A 17,572-nucleotide genomic window follows, 5' to 3' on the forward strand; every position below is an offset into this window, starting at 1 on the left:
GATGACCTCATCGATAAACGATATCGACTGCGAATATCTGGCCAGATAGACCTCTTTGAACTCTTCAGATAACCCGTATCGATCGCAAAAAAGAGTTAAAACACCACTGTTGTGCATTACCCAGGGGGCAAGGATATTCGTATCGATGCACCAGATGCGTTGGACGATTGTGATTCCTCCTCAGACTCGTTTTCCAGCCTTCCTCTTGGAGTTCCACAAGCCCTTGATCTGCCCTGTCTCCCCGTTAACAGACGACCTTTGCCTTAACTCATAGTACTTCCCTGTAACGGGGTTGTAGATCCTTTTCTTGGCCATCGCTCTCACATGGTTCTCTCTCACCTACCTTATTATTCGTTTCGCTACCTCAACCTCCTGCCGCAACAGAGTCCTTCCGTACTTCCCGCAACCTCACCGCCGGTCCACGATCCGCTTCGGCCGGCCGGGCGCCCGGTGGAGTTCGAGCCCGCCCGGCGGCGTGACGGTGCAGAGGATCTGGAGAGAGCCGTCCTCGTATGCCCCCGAAAGGGCCGGAACCGACCGCAGGAGGGCGGCAAGGAACGTCTCCTCGACCTCGCCCGCATCGACGCGGGCGGGGTCGAGACACTCCACGCTCACCCGGAGGACGGTCTCCCCCGCCTCGTCGCCGCCGTAGACGAACGCTTCGTACTCCCCGTTCAGGCGGGCCATGTTCTCGGGCGCAAAGACCGCCGCCTCCACGTCCACGCGGTTGAGCGCGATATCCCCGATCCGGACCGTCTCCGCCTCGCGCCGGGGGGAGGCGATCCGCATGTGCGTCCGCCCGCACCCGCACCGCTCCCGGGAGACGACCGAGCAGGTATCCTCCGTATCGTAGTTGATGAGGAGCGTCCCCGCCCGCTTGCCCGGAGCAAGGAGCGTCGTGTAGACCAGCCGCCCGGTCTCGCCGTCATGGACGAACCGGTTCATCCCGGGGTCGTAGAGGTCGAAGTGAACCAGATCCTCGGGGACGTGGAGACCTGCCTGGCGGGTGCACTCGCCGCACATCGTCCCTTCGGTGCTCCCGTAGGAGTTGTAGACCGGACATCCCCAGACCTCCTCCAGGTAGCGCCTCGATTCCGGGGCGAAACTCTCGCCCCCGACGACCAGTCGTTTCACGCCCGCGTCCTGTGGCGGGTGGCCTTCCGCCTCCATCCTGCGGGCGAGCCGCAGAAGCTTGAAGACGCTCCCGATCATCGCCGTCGGGCGGTACTGCGCCATCACCCTGACCGGGAAGGTGCACTTCCCCTCCGGGATGATCGCCATCCCGATGTCCCGGGCGGCGAGGGTCATGGTGTTCGCGCCGACGTTCATCCCGTAGGAGGCGCAGACCACCACCCGGTCGCCGGCCTCGAACCCCTGCGAGACAAAGAGCCGGGCGTACTTCTCCGCATACCGCTCCCAGTCCTCCCAGGTGAGGAAGAAACTCTTCGGGATACCGCTCGTCCCGGAGGTCTCGTTGACCGTGAAGACCGCCTCCCAGGGAACGCTCCTGAAGCAGAACTCCTGCTCATGCGGGGGCTGGTATCGCCGGATCGTCGCCCCGGAGATGATGGGCAGATCGCGGAGATCCTCGTGCTCCCGGATTGCCTCCGGGCGGATGTTGTGCCGCTCGAACCACCGGCGGTAGAAGGGTGAGTGCTCCACTGCATACCGGACGGTCAGGCGAATCCGTTCTTCGATCATCGCGTCGAGATCCGATCTCGCAAGCGTCTCGACCGCCGGGTCATGATATCTGTTGCCTGTCATCCGGCCGGGATAGACGCGGGGGATAAAATAGGTGCCGGGGGATCAGAGCGCCCAGGCGGGAATGTCCAGGGGAACCCCGAGTGCCCAGAGGACGATCGTGTAGAGGCAGACCATCCAGAGCGCCACGCCGATGAGGTCGAGCGCCCAGCCGGACCGGAGCAGGTCTCTTGCGGAGATGTAGCCGCTTCCGTAGGCGACGGCGTTCGGCGGGGTGGCGACCGGGAGCATGAACGCCATGGATGCGCAGACCGCGGCGGTCATCATCAGGACGATCGGGTTTAAGCCCATGCTGACGGCCGTGACCGCCATGATCGGCATCAGAACGGCGGCCATGGCCGTGTTCGAGGCGATTTCCGATGCAAACGAGACTCCCAGCGCCACGATGAGGATCAGGAGGATGACCGGGAGCCCGTGGATGAGCGTGAGCGACTCGACGATCGTTGCGGCAAGTCCGCTCGCGAGGAACCCGTTCGAGAGAGCGATGCCGCCGCCGAAGAGGAGGAGGATGCCCCAGGGGATCTTCACCGCCCATTCCCATTCCATCGTAAAGATGCCTTTCTTCGCGTCGACCGGGAGGACGAAGAGGAGGAGGGCCCCGAAGATCGCGATGGTGGAGTCCTTGATCCCGGGGAAGATCATGTCCAGGCCCGGGACGACGAACCCGCCGATCTCTTTCGTCTGCGCAAATACCCATGCGAGGGCGGTCAGGGTAAAGACGATGAGCGTCCACCGCTCCCCGGTGGAGATCGAACCGAGTTTCTCGAGCTCCTCGCGGATGATCCCTTTGGCGCTCGGGAGGCTCGACCCCATCCGGCGGTAGGGAACCTCGATGAGCCAGAGCCAGGCAATGACGAGGAATACGGCGGCGAACGGGACGCCGAACTTCATCCAGGTGAAGAAATCGATGGTGGGCGCGTCGGGAAAGATCGTCGCGAGCTGGGAGATGAAGATCCCGTTCGGGGGCGTGCCGATGATCGTGGCGATCCCCCCGATGCTCGCGGCGTAGGGGATGGAGAGGAGGAGACACCGGGCGAGAGCCTGCTCTTTCCCGTCGAGATTCTCAAGGGCTTTGTCGGTCCCGGGGATGATCGTCAGGATGATCGCGACCGCGATCGGGATCATCATCATCGCGGTTGCCGTGTTCGAGATCCACATCGAGAGAAACGCCGTGGCGACCATGAACCCGAGCACCAGGCGCTTCGGGCTCGTTCCCACGAGACGTATGATATGCAGGGCGATACGCCGGTGCAGGCCCCACCGCTGCATCGACATGGCGATGATGAACCCCCCGAGGAAGAGGAAGATTACCTCGTTACCGTATGACTCCGCCACCTCCACCGGGGAGAGAACCCCGAGCACCGGGAAGAGAACCAGCGGAAGCAGGGCGGTCGCCTCAAGGGGGATGACGCCCGTGACCCAGAACAGGACCATCAGGATGGTCACTGCCGCGACGGCTTTGGCCTCGGGCGCAAGGATGGTGGGATCAACGGGAATCGCCAGTACCACGAAGAAGACGAGGATTGATGCGATGATAAAGGCGACCCTGCTCATTATCAGAAATGGGAGAAGAAATTATTTAAGTATAAGGAATCGAATTCCGGCGCATTTAAAGGATTTCCCAGGAATTCGGGCAACTTAAACCGTGCTCCGTCGGGACAGGCCGATCCGGGCGCGGCCGGAACCCGTCCCGGCGGAGAGAAGCCGCCGCGCCACCATACCAACCTATATCAGCAGAATCAGCCATACGAAATACCATGGCACCAGAGTGGATCCGCAGGCGAGGCCTCGTCATCCTCCTCGCCATCTGCATCATTGCCCTTTGCGTGGGGCAGGCCGGAGCCCGCGGCCCGACGATCCGCGACATCCAGCCCCACGATGCGATCTTTATCTACGAAGAGGGGCTCGACCTCTCGCAGCTGAGGAACGCGACCACGGATAACCCGGTCACGGAACTGCGGCGATACCAGGACGACAACCCCGACCGGGGAGTCACGAGGAGCATCCCGGTCACCGACGACACCAACTTCGAGGTGCAGGATATCTACCTGCAGGAGGACTACGGAACATACTACGCCTACAACCCCGAGGACGGGACGACGGCACAGGTCATGATCCGCGAACCGAGACTCTTCCTCGACGTGGTGCTCGCGAACCCCTACCACAACGAACCCCTGGAAGGGCTGACCGTCTCCCCGAACACCCGGATAGCGTTCAGGGTGTCCTCTCCCGACGTCGGGGCGTTCTACCAGGCGGGCGGCGTCTACCCGGCGACGATTGACCTCGTGCTCACCACGCCGGGCGGCGCCGAGACCACCGTCATCGGAGGACGCAACTTCGCGGGGTTAAACGTCAGTTCGACCCGGTTCTACACCGATGATCCGGGCAGGCCGGGCGCAGTCCGGCTCGGTGGCCTCGGTGAGCCGGGGACCTACTCCGTCAGGGCGGTGTGGAGGACGCCTTCGGGGTTCGACGCCTACGCTCCAGACTCCGAGCGGGTGGCGTTCACGGTAGCAAACCGCGTCGGGGTGGATACGACCGCAACGCCGACACCCACCGCAACCGTGACGGCCACGCCGACGGCAACACCAACGGAGACGACCGTGCCCACGACCGAACCGACGGCAACGGAGACGGTAACACCGGTCACAACCGCGACGACGGAGCCGGCAACCCCGACACCGACCGCAGCGCCGCTTCCGGCCGCCCTGGCCGTAGCTGCGGCCGGGCTCGCCCTGGCGCTCGCCGCCAGGCGGCGGTAAAAGAGGTCAGCAGAACCGGCAGCCGCAGCCGCCGTCAGCATCCCTGATGCCGCGGAGGGCGGCCGCCGCCCATTTTGCGACGCCCGGATCGGCGTCCTCGAGCGCCTGCACGAGCGCCGGGACCGCTTCCGCATCCCCGATCATCCCGAGGGTGTAGGCCGCCCACATACGGAGGCGGGAGTCGGGATCGTCGAGCGCCGAAAGAAGCGGCGGGAGAGCGTCCCGGCCGAGGGCGGCGAGGTTCGCCGCCGCTGCCATCCGGTCGGCGGTTTCACCGTCGCGGAGAATCAGGACCAGGGCTTCGGGATCCACTCTCATAGAGGCGTCTTCCCCTCTTCCTTCTTCTTGTCGCCCGCTGTTCTGCCGTCAACCGATACGACCGCCGTATCGTCCCGCTCACTGACCGTTACGTCCATGGTCTTGTATCGGCGCGAGAGGGAAAAAAAGCGCTCGTTTTGTACCGAGGTTCACGCGACGCTTACGTTCTCCAAAAAAGGGCTTTGTTGAAATCCTTCACCCAGAGAATGAATTACCTCCAGATCATCCATACCTCACCGACTCACGCGAAGCCGCGAAGTCGCGAAGTCTGGATAGGTATTGACGGCCTCTTTCGCGTTCTTCGCGGCTTCGCGCGAGGCCATGCCCCGACCTCTATTGAAAACCGAGTGTTATCCAGAGGTTGTGGAAAGCATTTCAACAGGGCTCAAAAAAGAATGGTTAGTGAGTCTGCCGGTAGTAGTCCCAGGCATCCATCTCTGTCCCGTTTGCAAAGATACAGACACCGTACTCGCTGCCGTCGGGGTTCTTCCGGATCTCGTAGGTGTGGCCCTGCTCCGTGCACCAGACCGCGGCCGGGTTCGCGATCCCGACGTTCCCGCCGCACGCGGCGGAGATCCACGGGACGGCGATGACTTCGATCGGCGTCCCCCACTGCTGGATGGTCGCGGTATCGCGGGCGGCTTCGCCGACGAAGGTGAGGCGCATCCCGTCGACACGGTAGGCCTCGTCGAGATCGAGCGGGAGGTAGCGCTCCCCGTCGTCGGCGACGATACCGTAGAACCCGCCTTCGAGGTCGATGTGGGTGACCGTCCCGGTCTTCGCGACGTAGGTCGCGTTCCCTGCCCTCTCGATGGCGATGACCTCGACGGGAGTGCCCCACTGCTGGATGGTCATGGTATTCTCCTTGATCCGGGCGACGAACGTCACGTTCGTGCCGTCGACCCGCCAGGACTCGTTCAGGTTGACCGGGAGGTAGTTGCCGTCGTCGGCGACGAGGCCGTAGAACCCGCCCTCGAGGTCGATGTAGGTGACCGTGGCGTTCCCGGAGACGAGCAGGACGCCTTCAATCACCTCGATCGACCGGATCTCGACCGGGGTTCCCCACATCTGGATTCCCGCGGCATCGTCCTGCACGTCGGCGCTGAACTGCACTAAAAGACCGTCCCGCCGGTACTCCGCCGGGAGGTTTCGGGGCAGGAAATTCCTGCCGTCGTCGGTGACGATACCATAGAACCCGCCTTCGAGATCGACGAACGTGATCGTGCCGTTGGCCGCGACCGTCCGGCGGGTGTCGCCCGCCGCGATCTCGACAACCTCGACCGGCGTCCCCCACTGCTGGATGGTTGCCGTCTCGCTCGCGGGTTCGACGGCGAACGCGACACGGAGGCCGTCCTGCCGGCATTCAGTCGGGAGGTCGGCGGGGAGGTAGCGTTCGCCGTCATCGGCGACGATCCCGTAGAACCCGCCTTCGAGATCGACGAACGTGATCGTGCCGTTCCCGGAGATGCGATCGGCCGGCTCGTCCTCTCCTCCGGCAGCCATGCACCCGCATGCAACGACAGCCCCGAAGAGAACGAGGAAGATAACCAGGTAGTTCGGATTGGATCCCGTCATAGGCATCAACAGGGATACATTACGCCGGGGGAGGTAAGTAGGTTTCCTTAACTACGAACAAATTCGGAGTTATTCGGCAGGACAGCCACATATCGGGCGAAAAAAGTGTCGGAAGAGAGTGTCAGCGTCCCCCGACGCCGCCGCCCCCAAAGCCGCCGCCACCGCCGAACGACCCGCCGCCACCGAATCCGCCGCTGCCGCCGCCGCTCGACGGCGGGGAGTAGAGGACGATCGGGGCAAAGATCACCGGCATGTTCGAGTAGAGCGGCACCCCGACGTCCGGGAGGTTGATATGCAGGTTCTTCATCGCTTCCTCAACCTTATCGCCGAGGCCGAGCGCCGTCCCGTAGACCAGCCACTCCCCCCACATCGAGAGATCGGCGGGAGAGTACTGCCGGATCAGGGCGAGGTCCGAGAGGAAGTAGGCAAACGCGTCCCACTCGAGTTTCTCCCGGTAACGGTCGCCTTTCCAGAACCCGAACAGCGTCGAGGGGAAGAGGGCCGCGACCCCGACCTGGACCGCGGCGATGAAGGAGAGGACACCCGCCGGAATCAGGAGATAGGCCGCACCCGGCGCGAGGATGAACGCGAGGATGGATAGTCCGCAGGGGATGGCGCCGAGGAAGACGAGCGGGAGGATCATCGTCCGCCCGTCCTTGATATACCGGTGGGCGAGCGAGGTGTCCACGTCCCGGGTCAGGCCGGCAAGCGACTGCTGGTACTGCACGATCCGGCGCTGGTAGCCGGGGCTCCGGCGGGCGGTCCGGGCGAACTCCTCGAGTTCGGCGGTGTCCACGACGTGATCGTCGGCGATATTGGCGAGGAAGGTGAGCACCCGCTGCTCGTAGGGGTCGGCCGACTCCCCCGAGACGATCCGGACCGTGACGCCTTCGCCGTCTGGCTTTTCGGCCACCACGATCTTCTCCTGCCGGTGAAGATCGAGGACCGTCGCGTAGAACCCGTTATCGTCAAACTCGAGGGCGTCGCCCTTGAAGAGGAGGTTCACCTGCCAGGGCTTGAGCGCGGTGTTCGGCGTGAAACTCAGGTACTCCGGCACGGTAAACTGCTTCTCCCTGCCGTAGCGGAGGTAGACGCCGAGAAGGATGAACGGCATCGCGAGGACGAGGACGGTCGCAAGGCCGTAGAGGACGTTCGCCGCCGCATACAGGATCGGGGGCCAGCGGTTGGCGTCGGCTGCCTGCTGCCGCACCTCCGGGACGTACCCGGGGAACCCATCTATCCCTTCCATGAAGGCGGGGTCGAGAACCATCTCGATATTCAGCGCATCGTCCTGCGGGGCGGCCCCCGTGACGACGACGGACTCCGCCGTCCGCTCGACCTCAAGGGTCGGGGGATGCGTGTAGACCTCCTCGATCTGCCCGGCGAACGGCAGCGTGATCCGGAGGTCGCGGTAAGGGACGTGCTCGTCCACGAGTTTCAAGTTCAGGTGCGCCCACTGGCTGTCATACTCGATCGGCGGCCGGACAGTGTAGCGGTACTCCACCGTATAGGTGCCCGGGGCGAAGTAGTCGGGGTTGTAGAGGCCCACTTCGCTATCGAACGCAAGATTCCGGATCGCCGCGATATCGGATGGGGTCGCGCTCCCGGCGGCCGGGCGCACCTCTCCCCAGTAATCCTTGACGTAGCCGATGGTTCCGGGCGGAGCAGTCATCCCGGAAAACTCGATATGCGGCTGGCCGATTGCGGAGAAGGCGAGCGGAGCATCCCAGTAACGGAAGAGCATCCGGTACTCGCCCGCGGCGCGGACGTCGTAGGTGTAGCGCTCGATCAGGGTTCCGTTCTGGTAAAAGACTGCGTCATACTGCTCGACCTCCAGATTCCCCCGGAAGAGGGCAGGGAGCGCATTCGCTCCGACGACCGCCAGCACCCCGACAACCAGGGTGACGGCGAGGAGGGTGAGAATTTGCTGCCGTTCAGTTATCCGCATGGTTTATCAGAACGATATCGTCGGGGCCCGCTCGATCTCCTCGCCGAACTCCAGGTACTCGAGCTTCGTAAAGCCCATGGCGCCGGCGATCAGGTTCGAGGGGACCGTGTCGGTCATGGTGTTGTACTGCTGGGCGATGTTGTTGTAGGTGTAGCGGTGCCGGGCGATCTCGTCCTCGACACCCTGGACCGCACCCATCAGGTTCTGCACCGTCTGGGAAGTCTTGAGATCGGGGTAGTTCTCCGCGACCGCGAGCAGCCGCCCGAGAACCGAGCGCGATTCGCGCTCGAGTTCGTTCAGGTCGCCCGGGCCGGCGCTGCCGATGCGCGCCCGCATCTCGGTCACCCCGGTCAGGGTCTCCTTCTCGAAGGCCGCGTAGCTCTTCACCGCGCCGAGGAGCTGCTCGATCATGTCCAGCCGCTTCTTCATCGCGACCTTCACCTGACCGACCGTCGCTTCGGCGGAGTTTTTGAGGGAGAAGAACCGGTTGTAGATGCCGATTGCTGCCGCCGCGACGCCGATGACGATCAACACCACGACGACGATAAGGACAATGGAAATAATGTCCAACGTTGTCACCACTACTCTATGTACCCCGCGGCGTATTTAAGAGGTGACCCCTGAGACAGCAAAAATGAAGGGGAAGCCGCAGAAACCGAAGGATCGGACGGGATTCTCCACACCGGCCATGGTTTCCGGGACGGCCGCTACTCCACAACCTCCTCGCCCGAACTCACCATCGCCACGACGTTGCCGTCCGTGTCCCGGAGAAGAGCGTTGTGCCAGAGTATCGGCCGCTCCCCCCCGTCCCGCGTGACGACCGGACTCTCCTCGAACGGCGGAGGTTCGACACCGCAGGCCACGAGACGGTTGAAGTTCTGCACAAGCCGGTCGCGCAGCCGCTCGGGAACGACCGTTGCAAACCAGTTCTTTCCGGCGAGATCTTCTTCGGCGTATCCCAGGATCTCGCTCGCCTTCCGGTTGACGAGGTCGATGGTGCCGTCCGCCCCGATCACCGCGATCATCACGCCTGCCGCCTCCAGGTATCCCTGCGCACGGTCCCGCTCGGCGATCAGGAGATGCTCCGCGGCGGCTCGATCGGTGACGTCCTCGGCGATCCCGAGCATGTATTTCGGCATGCCCCTTGAACTGAAGATCGGGATCTTCTTCATGGAGATGGTCCGCCCGCCCTCTGTCCGGATCTCCTTTTCAAGGACGGCCGCCCGCTCCACGAGTTCCCGGTCGCCGTCGGCGAAGAAGGACGCCATCTCCGGCGGGAAGATCTCCGCGGCTCGTTTTCCCGCCATCTCCTCCTGCGTCAGCCCCAGAAACGTCTCGGCGGCCTTGTTGGAGAAGACGAACGTGTTCTCTTCTACTTCCCGGACAAAGACCATGCTCGGGATGTTGTTGACCACGGAGTAGAGGAACGACTTCCACTGGGCTACCCGTTTTGCACCACGTGCCCGTTCGGTGACGTCGCGGCAGACCATCCGGTAGCCGGTGAAGTCGCCGATCACGTCGTAGAACGGTGTTGCGCTCACCTCGAGAACGACGGGGCTCCCGTCCCGGTGGAGCATCGTCCATTCGAAGAGGACTCGCGGTCTCGGCTCGGCTAAAAGTGCGGAAAACTGTTCCCTGACAGGTTCCGCCTTCTCCGGGGACATGAAATCGCACGGAGTCTTTCGAAGCATCTCTTCGGGTGCGTAACCGAGGATCTCCCGGCTTTTGGGGCTGACGTAGGTGAACGTGCAGGCTTCGTCGACGTTCAGGATCAGGTCGCTGATGTTCTCGACGAGGCTCCGAAAGAGGAGCTCGCTCTCGCGCAGCGCCTCCTCCGATCGCCGCCCCTCGGTGATGTCCTCGAGGATGATGGTGACCCCCGGCGCCCCGTCGTTGAAGACGGTGGGGAGGAACTTGATCCTGAAGAAGAGTTCCTCGTCCTGCCGCAGAAACCGGAGTTCTTCGGTGACCTCACGACCGTTCAGGGCGTCGACGATCCGGCTCCGTATCAGCGGGTGGTCGAACGCGGCGAGCGGCGACGTCTCGATAGAGTTCCCGATGATATCGTCTCGTTCCCTCCCCGCAAACGAACAGACGGCGTCGTTTGCCTGGACAATCCGGCGATCCCGGTCGAGCACCAACACGAGATCCGACGAGAAGTTGAGCATGGCGGCGATGGGAACCCTCTGCGAGAGGTAGAAGACCTTGGCCTTCCCGTAGGTCTCCATCTCCACCTGCCCCGATACCAGGAGGACGTCGAGGTACCGGGAGACGGTGTTCCGGTTGATCCCAACGGCAGTGGCGAGATCGGAGACCGACATGCCGCGCGGATGCTCTTTCAAGGCCCTGAGCAGGAGAGAGAGTGCGTCGGTAGTGGGATCCATGTGCAAACAGTGTTTCGCGCCGGGAGATATAGGGTTTTGCAGTGCTGCATGCTATGACGCTACACACAACGCCACATCATAATGCAAGGCAATGACCGAAAGCAATATATGCCTGGCGGATCAACTCATGATCCCCAGAGTCGAGAGACGGGGAATCTCTCCGACAACCCGGACCGCACAGGCACGGCGGGCCGGGCCGGCGCAAGAACGGCTGGGAACGGTGAACGCAACATTCACCACGCTGACTGCATCAACGTCACGAAGCACCGGAAGAGACCCGGTGCACACAGGCACACCTCTCTAAACACTCATACCGGCACGGTGGACGCGGCGCCGGGGCGGGCGGCACAACCGCCCCGGGACCCCCCGCTGCCACCGCATGGTTATCACACACCCTACAATACCTCTTTTTGCGCTCTGCAAGACGTCAGAAAAGCGAGAGCGGCATCTATCCCTTTATCAGAACGAAAATCCGTTAAATGAGCGGGTATGCTGAGATTACCGAGAAAGACGGCATAACTTACGCCGGGATGGGGAGAACGTCTTCTCGATGGAAGAGGGGCGGCCGGCGTCAGGATGACACCGTAAAAAGCGATCCGAGCGCCCGGGGAAGATCCTCTTTTGCCGTGACCACGGCCGCGGACTCTTCGAGCATCAGGTTGACCCGCTCGTGGTGGCCGACGACCCGGAAATCGCTGCGGAGCGCGACGACCTTCTTCCCGAGAGCATACGCGTACCCCATCTCCCACGAGGTTCCCGAATCGGCGTCCGCGCCGTCGATGACGGCGACGACGGTATCGACGTCGCGGAGGGCCGCGGTGTGCTGCGCAAAGATGTCCCGATGCTCCTCCCGGCTCCGGGTGCGGCTCGTATCCCCCACCTCCTGGGGGAGGTAGACGTCGAAGAGGTGTTCCTCGAGAAGATCGCAGAGCGCGAGGTTGTAGGCCCGCTCCGCCTCCGAGAAGAGCGGGGCGGCGAGGTAGACCCGGTAGCGGGCGAACTCCTTCACGTCGATCGCCGGGATGTCCGGGAACCTGGCGAGAAACGCCCCACGTCCGGGCTGTTTTACCGATGAGTAGTAGGTGGCGTTCACCCCGCAGGTCGGGGAGGAGTCCACCCCGACGATCGCGATGGGCGGCTCCCCCCGCGCCCGTATCGCGGTGCGGACCTCTGATTCGAGCCCATCAAGGAGGGCGGCAAACTCGTCGGTCGCGAACCTATCGAGGAACGAGCCCGGTTCGCGGTCGGGACCGAGGTAGATCGTCTCCGGGCAGGGGAGCGGAACCATCTCGATCGAGAAGCGCCGGCACCGCTCCACGGCACGATTAAAGCAGCGGATGTCCTCATCGGTCGTTATCCCGCGGGCGCGGCACGCGGGGTTCCGGATGCAGGGAGCGACGAGCACGTACATTGATAGTACCTCGACGGCGTACCATAACAAGACAGATGATACCGCTCTACGCCTACCGGGACGACACCTGCGATCCCCGGAAATGCACGGTGAAAAAACTCGCCCGGCGCGGGCTTGTCCGGATCGCAACAAGCATCGCAAAGATCCCCCGTCAGACCCTCCTCCTCGATCCGACGGCGGAGCAGGCGGTATCCCCCGCCGACCGGGACCTCCCCTCGATAACTGCGCTCGACTGCTCCTGGGAGGTGCTCGATACCGGGGCCGTCGCCTCCTGGCGCAACCGCCGGGCGCTCCCCTTCCTCGTGGCCGCAAACCCGGTGAACTTCGGCCGGCCGTTTCGGCTCACCTCGGTGGAGGCGATGGCCGCGGCGCTCTACATCCTCGGCGAGAAGGGGCAGGCACACGAGATCCTCGCCCCGTTCGGGTGGGGGCTGCGGTTCCTCGAGGTGAACGCCGAGCCTCTCGAGGACTACTCGGGGGCAAAGGACAGCGCCGAGGTCGTCGCTCTCCAGGCACTGTATATGTAGCCGGGCTGTCAGCAACCGTCTGAACGTAGAAGCCCACGGAAAGGGACTGCGGGCGAGAGCACGGGGACAGGAAGGTTCCCTCCGGTTGCGCGTACCGGAACGAAAAAGAGCGCGCACCGACGTTCGAGGGGGTGCAGGGGGTGGATTCCCACCCAACCGCCCAAACGCGGCAAATACCGCATGCGACGAGTGAGTGCGAGCACTTCCCACCGGGACGTGCCCCACTCGCGTCTACAGTTCTCTCATGTCACCGGGGTAATAGTTCCCCAAGATATTAGATGATGCATGCGATATTTATACAATTCTATTTTATATCGCCGATAAACCCCCGTTTTCGCCCTAATTCGCCGAACAACTTTCAAAAGGCCGGGTATTTTCCCGCAGGAATATTGCGTCACGACCCCTGAATTGAAAAAAACGAAAAAATGACGGCATAATGAAAAGACAGTCGTTTTTTGCCGTCAGACGGGTGGCTTACACCAGAAGAGGCGCGCCATGGCTTTCGCGTCCTCGAGCATGGCGTGATCGTTGTTGAAGAAGATATACGCCCGTTCCGGGCCGATAACGGCAATCCGATCCCGGATGGCGGCGAGTTCACCCTCTGCATAGTCGTGCCGGTACCAGCCTTCCCGACCGTGCATCCTGAGGTAGACGGTATCGCCGGGAAATATCCGCTCCCAAAAATCGGGCGAGTCGGCCGAGACCAGGACGGCCGACTCCTGCAGCCTCCGGCACGCCTCGTCGTCGCCGAGCACCGCAGGATTCCTGATCTCTATGGCACACCGGCGTCCAAGATCGACCGCCTCGATGAATGCGATAATTCGGTCGACGTCCGCGAACGCCGGCGGGGCCTGGAAAAGGTAGAAGTCGACGAGATCATCGAGCGGGAGAAACCTCTCCAGGAATCGTTCCCATACGGGGACGGCCTTTTCGTTGAACCGGTGCCGGTGGGTGATCGACCGGTTCACCTTGACGCTCCACCGCAACCCCGACCCTGCAGCGGCCCAGGAGCGCACCGATTTCTCCGACGGGAACCCGTAGAAACTTGTGTTCAGCTCGACGGCGTCGAGACCCGAATGCTCGACGAACCACGCAAGGCTCCTCCCCCGGTTCCACGCGTACGACCAGCCGCTCGTGCCGACATGAACCTCCATGCCGGGGGACTTCGGCGGGCGGGCAATACAATCTTTCCGGCCGCAGCCGGGGGTGCCCCGGGAAGTCCGAACTGCTCAATAAAACCCGGGCACCAGGACGTAGAGCGCCCAGCCCATGTGCTCGCGGCCGTAGCCGAAGTACTCGTCCTGGATGCGGTGGAGGTAGTCGATCATGAAGTCGCGGTCGGGGTGATCGGGGTGCTCGCCGAGCCAGGAGAGGACCGACTGCCAGATCCCCGACTCGTAGCGGTCCCAGTCGTCCGCGCTCGACCGGACGGCGGCGGCGACGTCGAACCCGGCCTCCCGAACGGCACCGACGATCTCGTACTCGGTCAGGACATCGGGCCATTCCCGGGCAAACTCCGGCGGGATGCGATCGGATTGCCAGCAGCGGTCGCCGATGACGATGGTCCCCTCGTCGTGGACGAGATCAAGCAGCGCGTCGAGCGTCGCTGAAAAGCCGCCCCGGATGTGGGACGCACCGATCGAGGCGGCGCAGTCGAACGGCTCGTCGGGGACGTAGCTACGGGCATCCATGCACCGGACGGAAAGCCGGTCGCCGAGCCCCGCGGCCCGGAACGTCTCCTCCGCCCGGGCGCAGGCATCCTCGCGGGCCTCGATGCCGAGGCCGGATATCCCGTACTCGCGCCCCCAGAGAGCGAGGATCGTCCCGTTCCCGCACCCGACCTCCACGACGCGGGAGCCCTCCCGGAGCCCCGCCGCTCGCCCCGCGGCGAGCACCTTCTCGGCCGAGGTGGGGTTCATGATAGCGAGCGTTCCCTGCGTTATGCTGACGAGTTCGTTGATCTCCATCGATGATGCACCCCGGGCTGCCGGCCTGTTGCGTACATGATGTGCCTTTCGCCCATAATAACCCGTGTACTACCACCCCTGCTTTCCATGACCGGCGGTCCGGTGGGAGGCATCCGGGCGACCGTAACCACCGGTTCATGCCGGAAAGGAGGGGAGCGCTCCACAGGGGGTTGCACCCCCACAGAGGGAGAGACGTTTTATGTAATGAGGAAGTGTTCCGCCTGGGTGTGGTATGCAGCCGGAACGGGACATCCCGGGAAGGGTCCTGCGGGCCCTCAAGTTCCGGCCGAAGGGCATGACGATCACCGAGATCGCGAAGGCCCTCGGGGCAAACCGGAACTCGGTCTCGAAACACCTCGAGGTGCTGCAAGCGGAAGGCCATGTCGAGGCACGGCTCGTCGGCAACGCCAAGGTCTATTCTCTTGCGCAGCGTGTGCCGCTCTCGGCGTTTCTCTGCTTCACGAAGAACCTGATCCTGGTCCTCGACGCCGACCTCACGATCGTCCAGGCGAACGACCAGTGTCTCAGGTGTTTCGGGCGTGCTAAAGACGAGATCGTCGGGCAAAACATTCACGAGATGACGCTTCCCGTCGTCTCCACACCCGAAGCCCTCGCCGTCGTCGAGGGGCTCGAGCGGGAGCAGGTGATCGCTGAGATTCCTCATCGGCGGGACGAAGGCGGGGAGACCTTCTACCAGATGCAGGCGATCCCGACCACCTTCGAGGACGGAGGGGAGGGCTGCACCATCGTCCTCGAGGATATTACCGAGCGGAAACAGTACCTCCGGAACACGATGTTCCTCGCCCGGACAGCGATGGACCTCGTCGACCTGCCGCCGGTTGAAGATATCCACCGGTACATCGTCGACCGGCTCATGGAACTCGTGCCGGGAGTATACGCCTACCTCCTCTCCTACGACGAGGACGGGCGGCAATTCGTCGTCCGGGTATTTGCAGGTGAGGGGTTCCGGGAGGGGGTCACGGAACTCCTGGGACGGGATCCCATCGGCCTGGCACTCCCGGTCGCCCGGGTCTTCGACGCCCCCTATCACGAGACCCTGCACTCGCTGCGCGGCCTGCGAGAGTTCATCCTCCGCCCTGAGCCATCTTCGTGGCCGTTCTACGATCTCTGTTTCAGGGCTATCCCCGAAGACGTCTGCGAGGCGTTCCTCACCCGGTTCGATATCGAGAAGCTGTGCGTCATGGGGCTGGTCTGGCAGAAGGAAATCTTCGGCATCGCCGGGATGTTCCTCCCCCCGGGAAGGGAGCTTGAAAACCGCGAGACGATCGAGTCGTTCATCCGGCAGGCCTCGATCGCCCTCGCCCGGCGGCAGACCGCCGGACGGCTCCGGCAGAGCGAGGCGCGGTTCCGGGCCATGGTCGATTCGTCCCCCTGCGGCGTCGCCCTCATCGACCGGGACGGGCGGTTCATCTACGCCAACCGGCGGTTCATCGAGATCTTTGGCCACGAAATGGACGATGCTCCCACAGTCGCGGAATGGACCCGGCTGATCTTCCCGGATGAAGAGGTCCGGCAGGAAGCCTTCGATGCCTGGCGGTCGGATCTCGAGCGATCGGTCCCGGGCCAGATCAGGCCCAGGACGTTTGTCACCCGCTCCCGAGACGGGACGAAGAAGACGGTTCTCGCTCGCGCCGTCACCCTCTGCGACGGGACACAGTACGTCAACTGCGAGGATATCACCGAAGAGGCGCTGGTCTACCGCATCCTCCTCGCGGACATCACTGACCTGCGGCGGCGTGAGCAGGAGCTCCTCATCAAGGACCGGGCGATCGCCTGCACCCGGCGGGCGGTCGCCCTCCTCGACCCGGGCGGGGTGGTGACCTACGCGAACGCCGCTTTCCTGGCCCTCTGGGGCTACCCGACCGCGGAAGAGGTGCAGGAATCGCAATTCTCCCTGTTCTGGGAGCGCCCAGATGAGATCCAGGGTGTCGTCGGGACGGTCCTCGGCGGCGGATCCTGGCACGGCGAGCTCGCCGCCCTCCGAAACGGCGGGGAGAAGTTCCGGGCGGATCTCCTCGGGACGCCGATCGTGGCCGAAGACGGCAGGGTGATCGGGATGATGGCGGCAGTTACTGCCCGGTAGGGCAGTACCTTGAGAAAACACGAAGCGTTTTCGATGGCGACTGTCCGAAGGACAGGAGCGCGAGCACCGCCAGGTGTGAGGGGCGACGGGCCGAAGGGCCGGAGCGCGAGAAGACCGAAGGTCTTCGAGTAGCGAGGTTCCGCAGGAATCGGGTTCAAGCACCGCCGCGGCCACCCCGCGAGAGCATAAGAACCTATGCCCGGCAGTGCCGTTTCGCAGTACCGCACGGCGATTCTGGTTCGTAAAGGCTTATTGTAACCGCCGGACACCCCCATCCGTGCCAGGAGGTGAAGAGATGCAGAAGACCATCGAGAGGAGGGAGGTACGGGAGGAGGACAACACGGAGATCCGGGCGCTGATGCACGCCATGCTCAACGGCGACACCTACACCAGCCTGCAGGCGATCGGTGCCCTCGGGGCCATGGGAGCACCGACGGTCGGGCCGCTGGTGCGGACGCTGCTTGCCGTCGATAGCGACGCACGCTGGAGCGTGGCGATGGCGCTCGCCCGGGCCGGAACCGACGCGGTGGAGCCGCTCGTCGGGGTCGTGCTCACCGCGGACGACGAGGTCAAGAACCCGGCAATCTGGGCGCTTGCCGAGATCGGCGACCAGCGGGCGGTTGAGCCGCTGATCGGCACTCTCCGGAACAGCCAATCCGAGTGCTGCCGCGCCCTGACCGCCGCGGCCCTGCTGAAACTCGGGGACCCCGCCGGGATTGCCGAGGTCGAGAAGACGTTCGAGCAGTCGGGCGAGGGGTTCCGCGGCCTTTCCATGGAGGCCTTCGAGGGGACGTGAGACTCCCCCTCCGGGCACT

At 63.7% G+C, this 17,572-nt stretch carries 15 protein-coding genes; 4 read left to right on the forward strand and 11 right to left on the reverse strand.

Features of this window, described 5'->3' with window-relative positions; genetic code table 11:
• Nucleotides 1–180: 180 nt before the first annotated feature.
• From EI28_RS14715 to EI28_RS04370, 3 genes are all read right to left on the reverse strand, one after another.
• A complete protein-coding gene (locus EI28_RS14715; protein WP_231476584.1) occupies nt 181–339 on the reverse strand; it encodes a hypothetical protein in 159 nt (52 codons plus the stop codon).
• Nucleotides 340–408: 69 nt separating this feature from the next.
• Entirely contained in the window at nt 409–1,764 is a 1,356-nt protein-coding gene (gene ftsA, locus EI28_RS04365) for a coenzyme F390 synthetase (RefSeq protein ID WP_048112978.1), read from the reverse strand.
• Between the two features lie 42 nt (nt 1,765–1,806).
• Complete coding sequence (locus EI28_RS04370; protein ID WP_048112979.1) at nt 1,807–3,315, reverse strand: SLC13 family permease; 1,509 nt, start codon at nt 3,313–3,315, stop codon at nt 1,807–1,809.
• 203 nt (nt 3,316–3,518) lie between these two features.
• Between EI28_RS04370 and EI28_RS04375 the strand changes: the two genes are divergently transcribed.
• Nucleotides 3,519–4,523, forward strand: coding sequence for a DUF3821 domain-containing protein (locus EI28_RS04375; protein ID WP_048112981.1), 1,005 nt, complete (start codon nt 3,519–3,521; stop codon nt 4,521–4,523).
• Nucleotides 4,524–4,529: 6 nt separating this feature from the next.
• Here the strand turns inward: EI28_RS04375 and EI28_RS04380 are convergent, their stop codons facing one another.
• The 6 genes from EI28_RS04380 to EI28_RS04405 form a co-directional block, all read right to left on the reverse strand.
• The gene (locus EI28_RS04380; RefSeq protein ID WP_048112983.1) at nt 4,530–4,841 is read right to left on the reverse strand and encodes a HEAT repeat domain-containing protein; all 312 of its coding nucleotides are present in this window, start codon (nt 4,839–4,841) and stop codon (nt 4,530–4,532) included.
• 399 nt (nt 4,842–5,240) lie between these two features.
• Nucleotides 5,241–6,422 carry a DUF333 domain-containing protein gene (locus tag EI28_RS04385; protein ID WP_231476585.1) on the reverse strand — a complete coding sequence of 394 codons (1,182 nt, stop codon included), beginning with the start codon at nt 6,420–6,422 and terminating at the stop codon, nt 5,241–5,243.
• A 115-nt stretch (nt 6,423–6,537) separates the two neighbouring features.
• On the reverse strand, nt 6,538–8,364 hold the full coding sequence (locus EI28_RS04390; RefSeq protein WP_048112985.1) for a DUF2207 domain-containing protein: 1,827 nt from the start codon (nt 8,362–8,364) through the stop codon (nt 6,538–6,540).
• A gap of 6 nt (nt 8,365–8,370) precedes the next feature.
• Complete coding sequence (locus tag EI28_RS04395; protein WP_082223080.1) at nt 8,371–8,946, reverse strand: LemA family protein; 576 nt, start codon at nt 8,944–8,946, stop codon at nt 8,371–8,373.
• Nucleotides 8,947–9,071: 125 nt separating this feature from the next.
• A complete protein-coding gene (locus tag EI28_RS04400; protein ID WP_048112989.1) occupies nt 9,072–10,748 on the reverse strand; it encodes a PAS domain S-box protein in 1,677 nt (558 codons plus the stop codon).
• Between the two features lie 571 nt (nt 10,749–11,319).
• A complete protein-coding gene (locus EI28_RS04405; protein ID WP_048112991.1) occupies nt 11,320–12,159 on the reverse strand; it encodes a nucleoside 2-deoxyribosyltransferase in 840 nt (279 codons plus the stop codon).
• Between the two features lie 35 nt (nt 12,160–12,194).
• On the opposite strand from EI28_RS04405, the gene EI28_RS04410 reads away from it, so the two are divergent.
• The gene (locus tag EI28_RS04410; RefSeq protein ID WP_048112993.1) at nt 12,195–12,686 is read left to right on the forward strand and encodes a DUF367 family protein; all 492 of its coding nucleotides are present in this window, start codon (nt 12,195–12,197) and stop codon (nt 12,684–12,686) included.
• A 461-nt stretch (nt 12,687–13,147) separates the two neighbouring features.
• Here EI28_RS04410 and EI28_RS04415 read toward each other — a convergent pair whose 3' ends face one another.
• Entirely contained in the window at nt 13,148–13,840 is a 693-nt protein-coding gene (locus tag EI28_RS04415; RefSeq protein WP_048112994.1) for a DUF72 domain-containing protein, read from the reverse strand.
• Nucleotides 13,841–13,915: 75 nt separating this feature from the next.
• A complete protein-coding gene (locus EI28_RS04420) occupies nt 13,916–14,653 on the reverse strand; it encodes a cyclopropane-fatty-acyl-phospholipid synthase family protein (protein WP_048112996.1) in 738 nt (245 codons plus the stop codon).
• Between the two features lie 232 nt (nt 14,654–14,885).
• Here EI28_RS04420 and EI28_RS04425 point away from each other — a divergent pair, with 232 nt between their 5' ends.
• Entirely contained in the window at nt 14,886–16,757 is a 1,872-nt protein-coding gene (locus EI28_RS04425) for a PAS domain S-box protein (protein WP_048112998.1), read from the forward strand.
• 295 nt (nt 16,758–17,052) lie between these two features.
• The gene (locus EI28_RS04430; protein ID WP_048112999.1) at nt 17,053–17,553 is read left to right on the forward strand and encodes a HEAT repeat domain-containing protein; all 501 of its coding nucleotides are present in this window, start codon (nt 17,053–17,055) and stop codon (nt 17,551–17,553) included.
• The last annotated feature ends 19 nt before the right edge of the window (nt 17,554–17,572 follow it).

The sequence above is a fragment of the Methanoculleus sp. MH98A genome, from assembly GCF_000691865.1.
Lineage (GTDB): Archaea > Halobacteriota > Methanomicrobia > Methanomicrobiales > Methanoculleaceae > Methanoculleus.

Coding starts and splice junctions, on each gene's coding strand:
- EI28_RS04375 (WP_048112981.1), top strand. CDS start 3,519: ATGGCACCAGAGTGGATCCGCAGGCGAGGCCTCGTCATCCTCCTCGCC.
- ftsA (WP_048112978.1), bottom strand. CDS start 1,764: ATGACAGGCAACAGATATCATGACCCGGCGGTCGAGACGCTTGCGAGA.
- EI28_RS04430 (WP_048112999.1), top strand. CDS start 17,053: ATGCAGAAGACCATCGAGAGGAGGGAGGTACGGGAGGAGGACAACACG.
- EI28_RS04405 (WP_048112991.1), bottom strand. CDS start 12,159: ATGTACGTGCTCGTCGCTCCCTGCATCCGGAACCCCGCGTGCCGCGCC.
- EI28_RS04425 (WP_048112998.1), top strand. CDS start 14,886: ATGCAGCCGGAACGGGACATCCCGGGAAGGGTCCTGCGGGCCCTCAAG.
- EI28_RS04410 (WP_048112993.1), top strand. CDS start 12,195: ATGATACCGCTCTACGCCTACCGGGACGACACCTGCGATCCCCGGAAA.
- EI28_RS04370 (WP_048112979.1), bottom strand. CDS start 3,315: ATGAGCAGGGTCGCCTTTATCATCGCATCAATCCTCGTCTTCTTCGTG.
- EI28_RS04400 (WP_048112989.1), bottom strand. CDS start 10,748: ATGGATCCCACTACCGACGCACTCTCTCTCCTGCTCAGGGCCTTGAAA.
- EI28_RS04385 (WP_231476585.1), bottom strand. CDS start 6,422: ATGCCTATGACGGGATCCAATCCGAACTACCTGGTTATCTTCCTCGTT.
- EI28_RS04390 (WP_048112985.1), bottom strand. CDS start 8,364: ATGCGGATAACTGAACGGCAGCAAATTCTCACCCTCCTCGCCGTCACC.
- EI28_RS04380 (WP_048112983.1), bottom strand. CDS start 4,841: ATGAGAGTGGATCCCGAAGCCCTGGTCCTGATTCTCCGCGACGGTGAA.
- EI28_RS04415 (WP_048112994.1), bottom strand. CDS start 13,840: ATGGAGGTTCATGTCGGCACGAGCGGCTGGTCGTACGCGTGGAACCGG.
- EI28_RS04420 (WP_048112996.1), bottom strand. CDS start 14,653: ATGGAGATCAACGAACTCGTCAGCATAACGCAGGGAACGCTCGCTATC.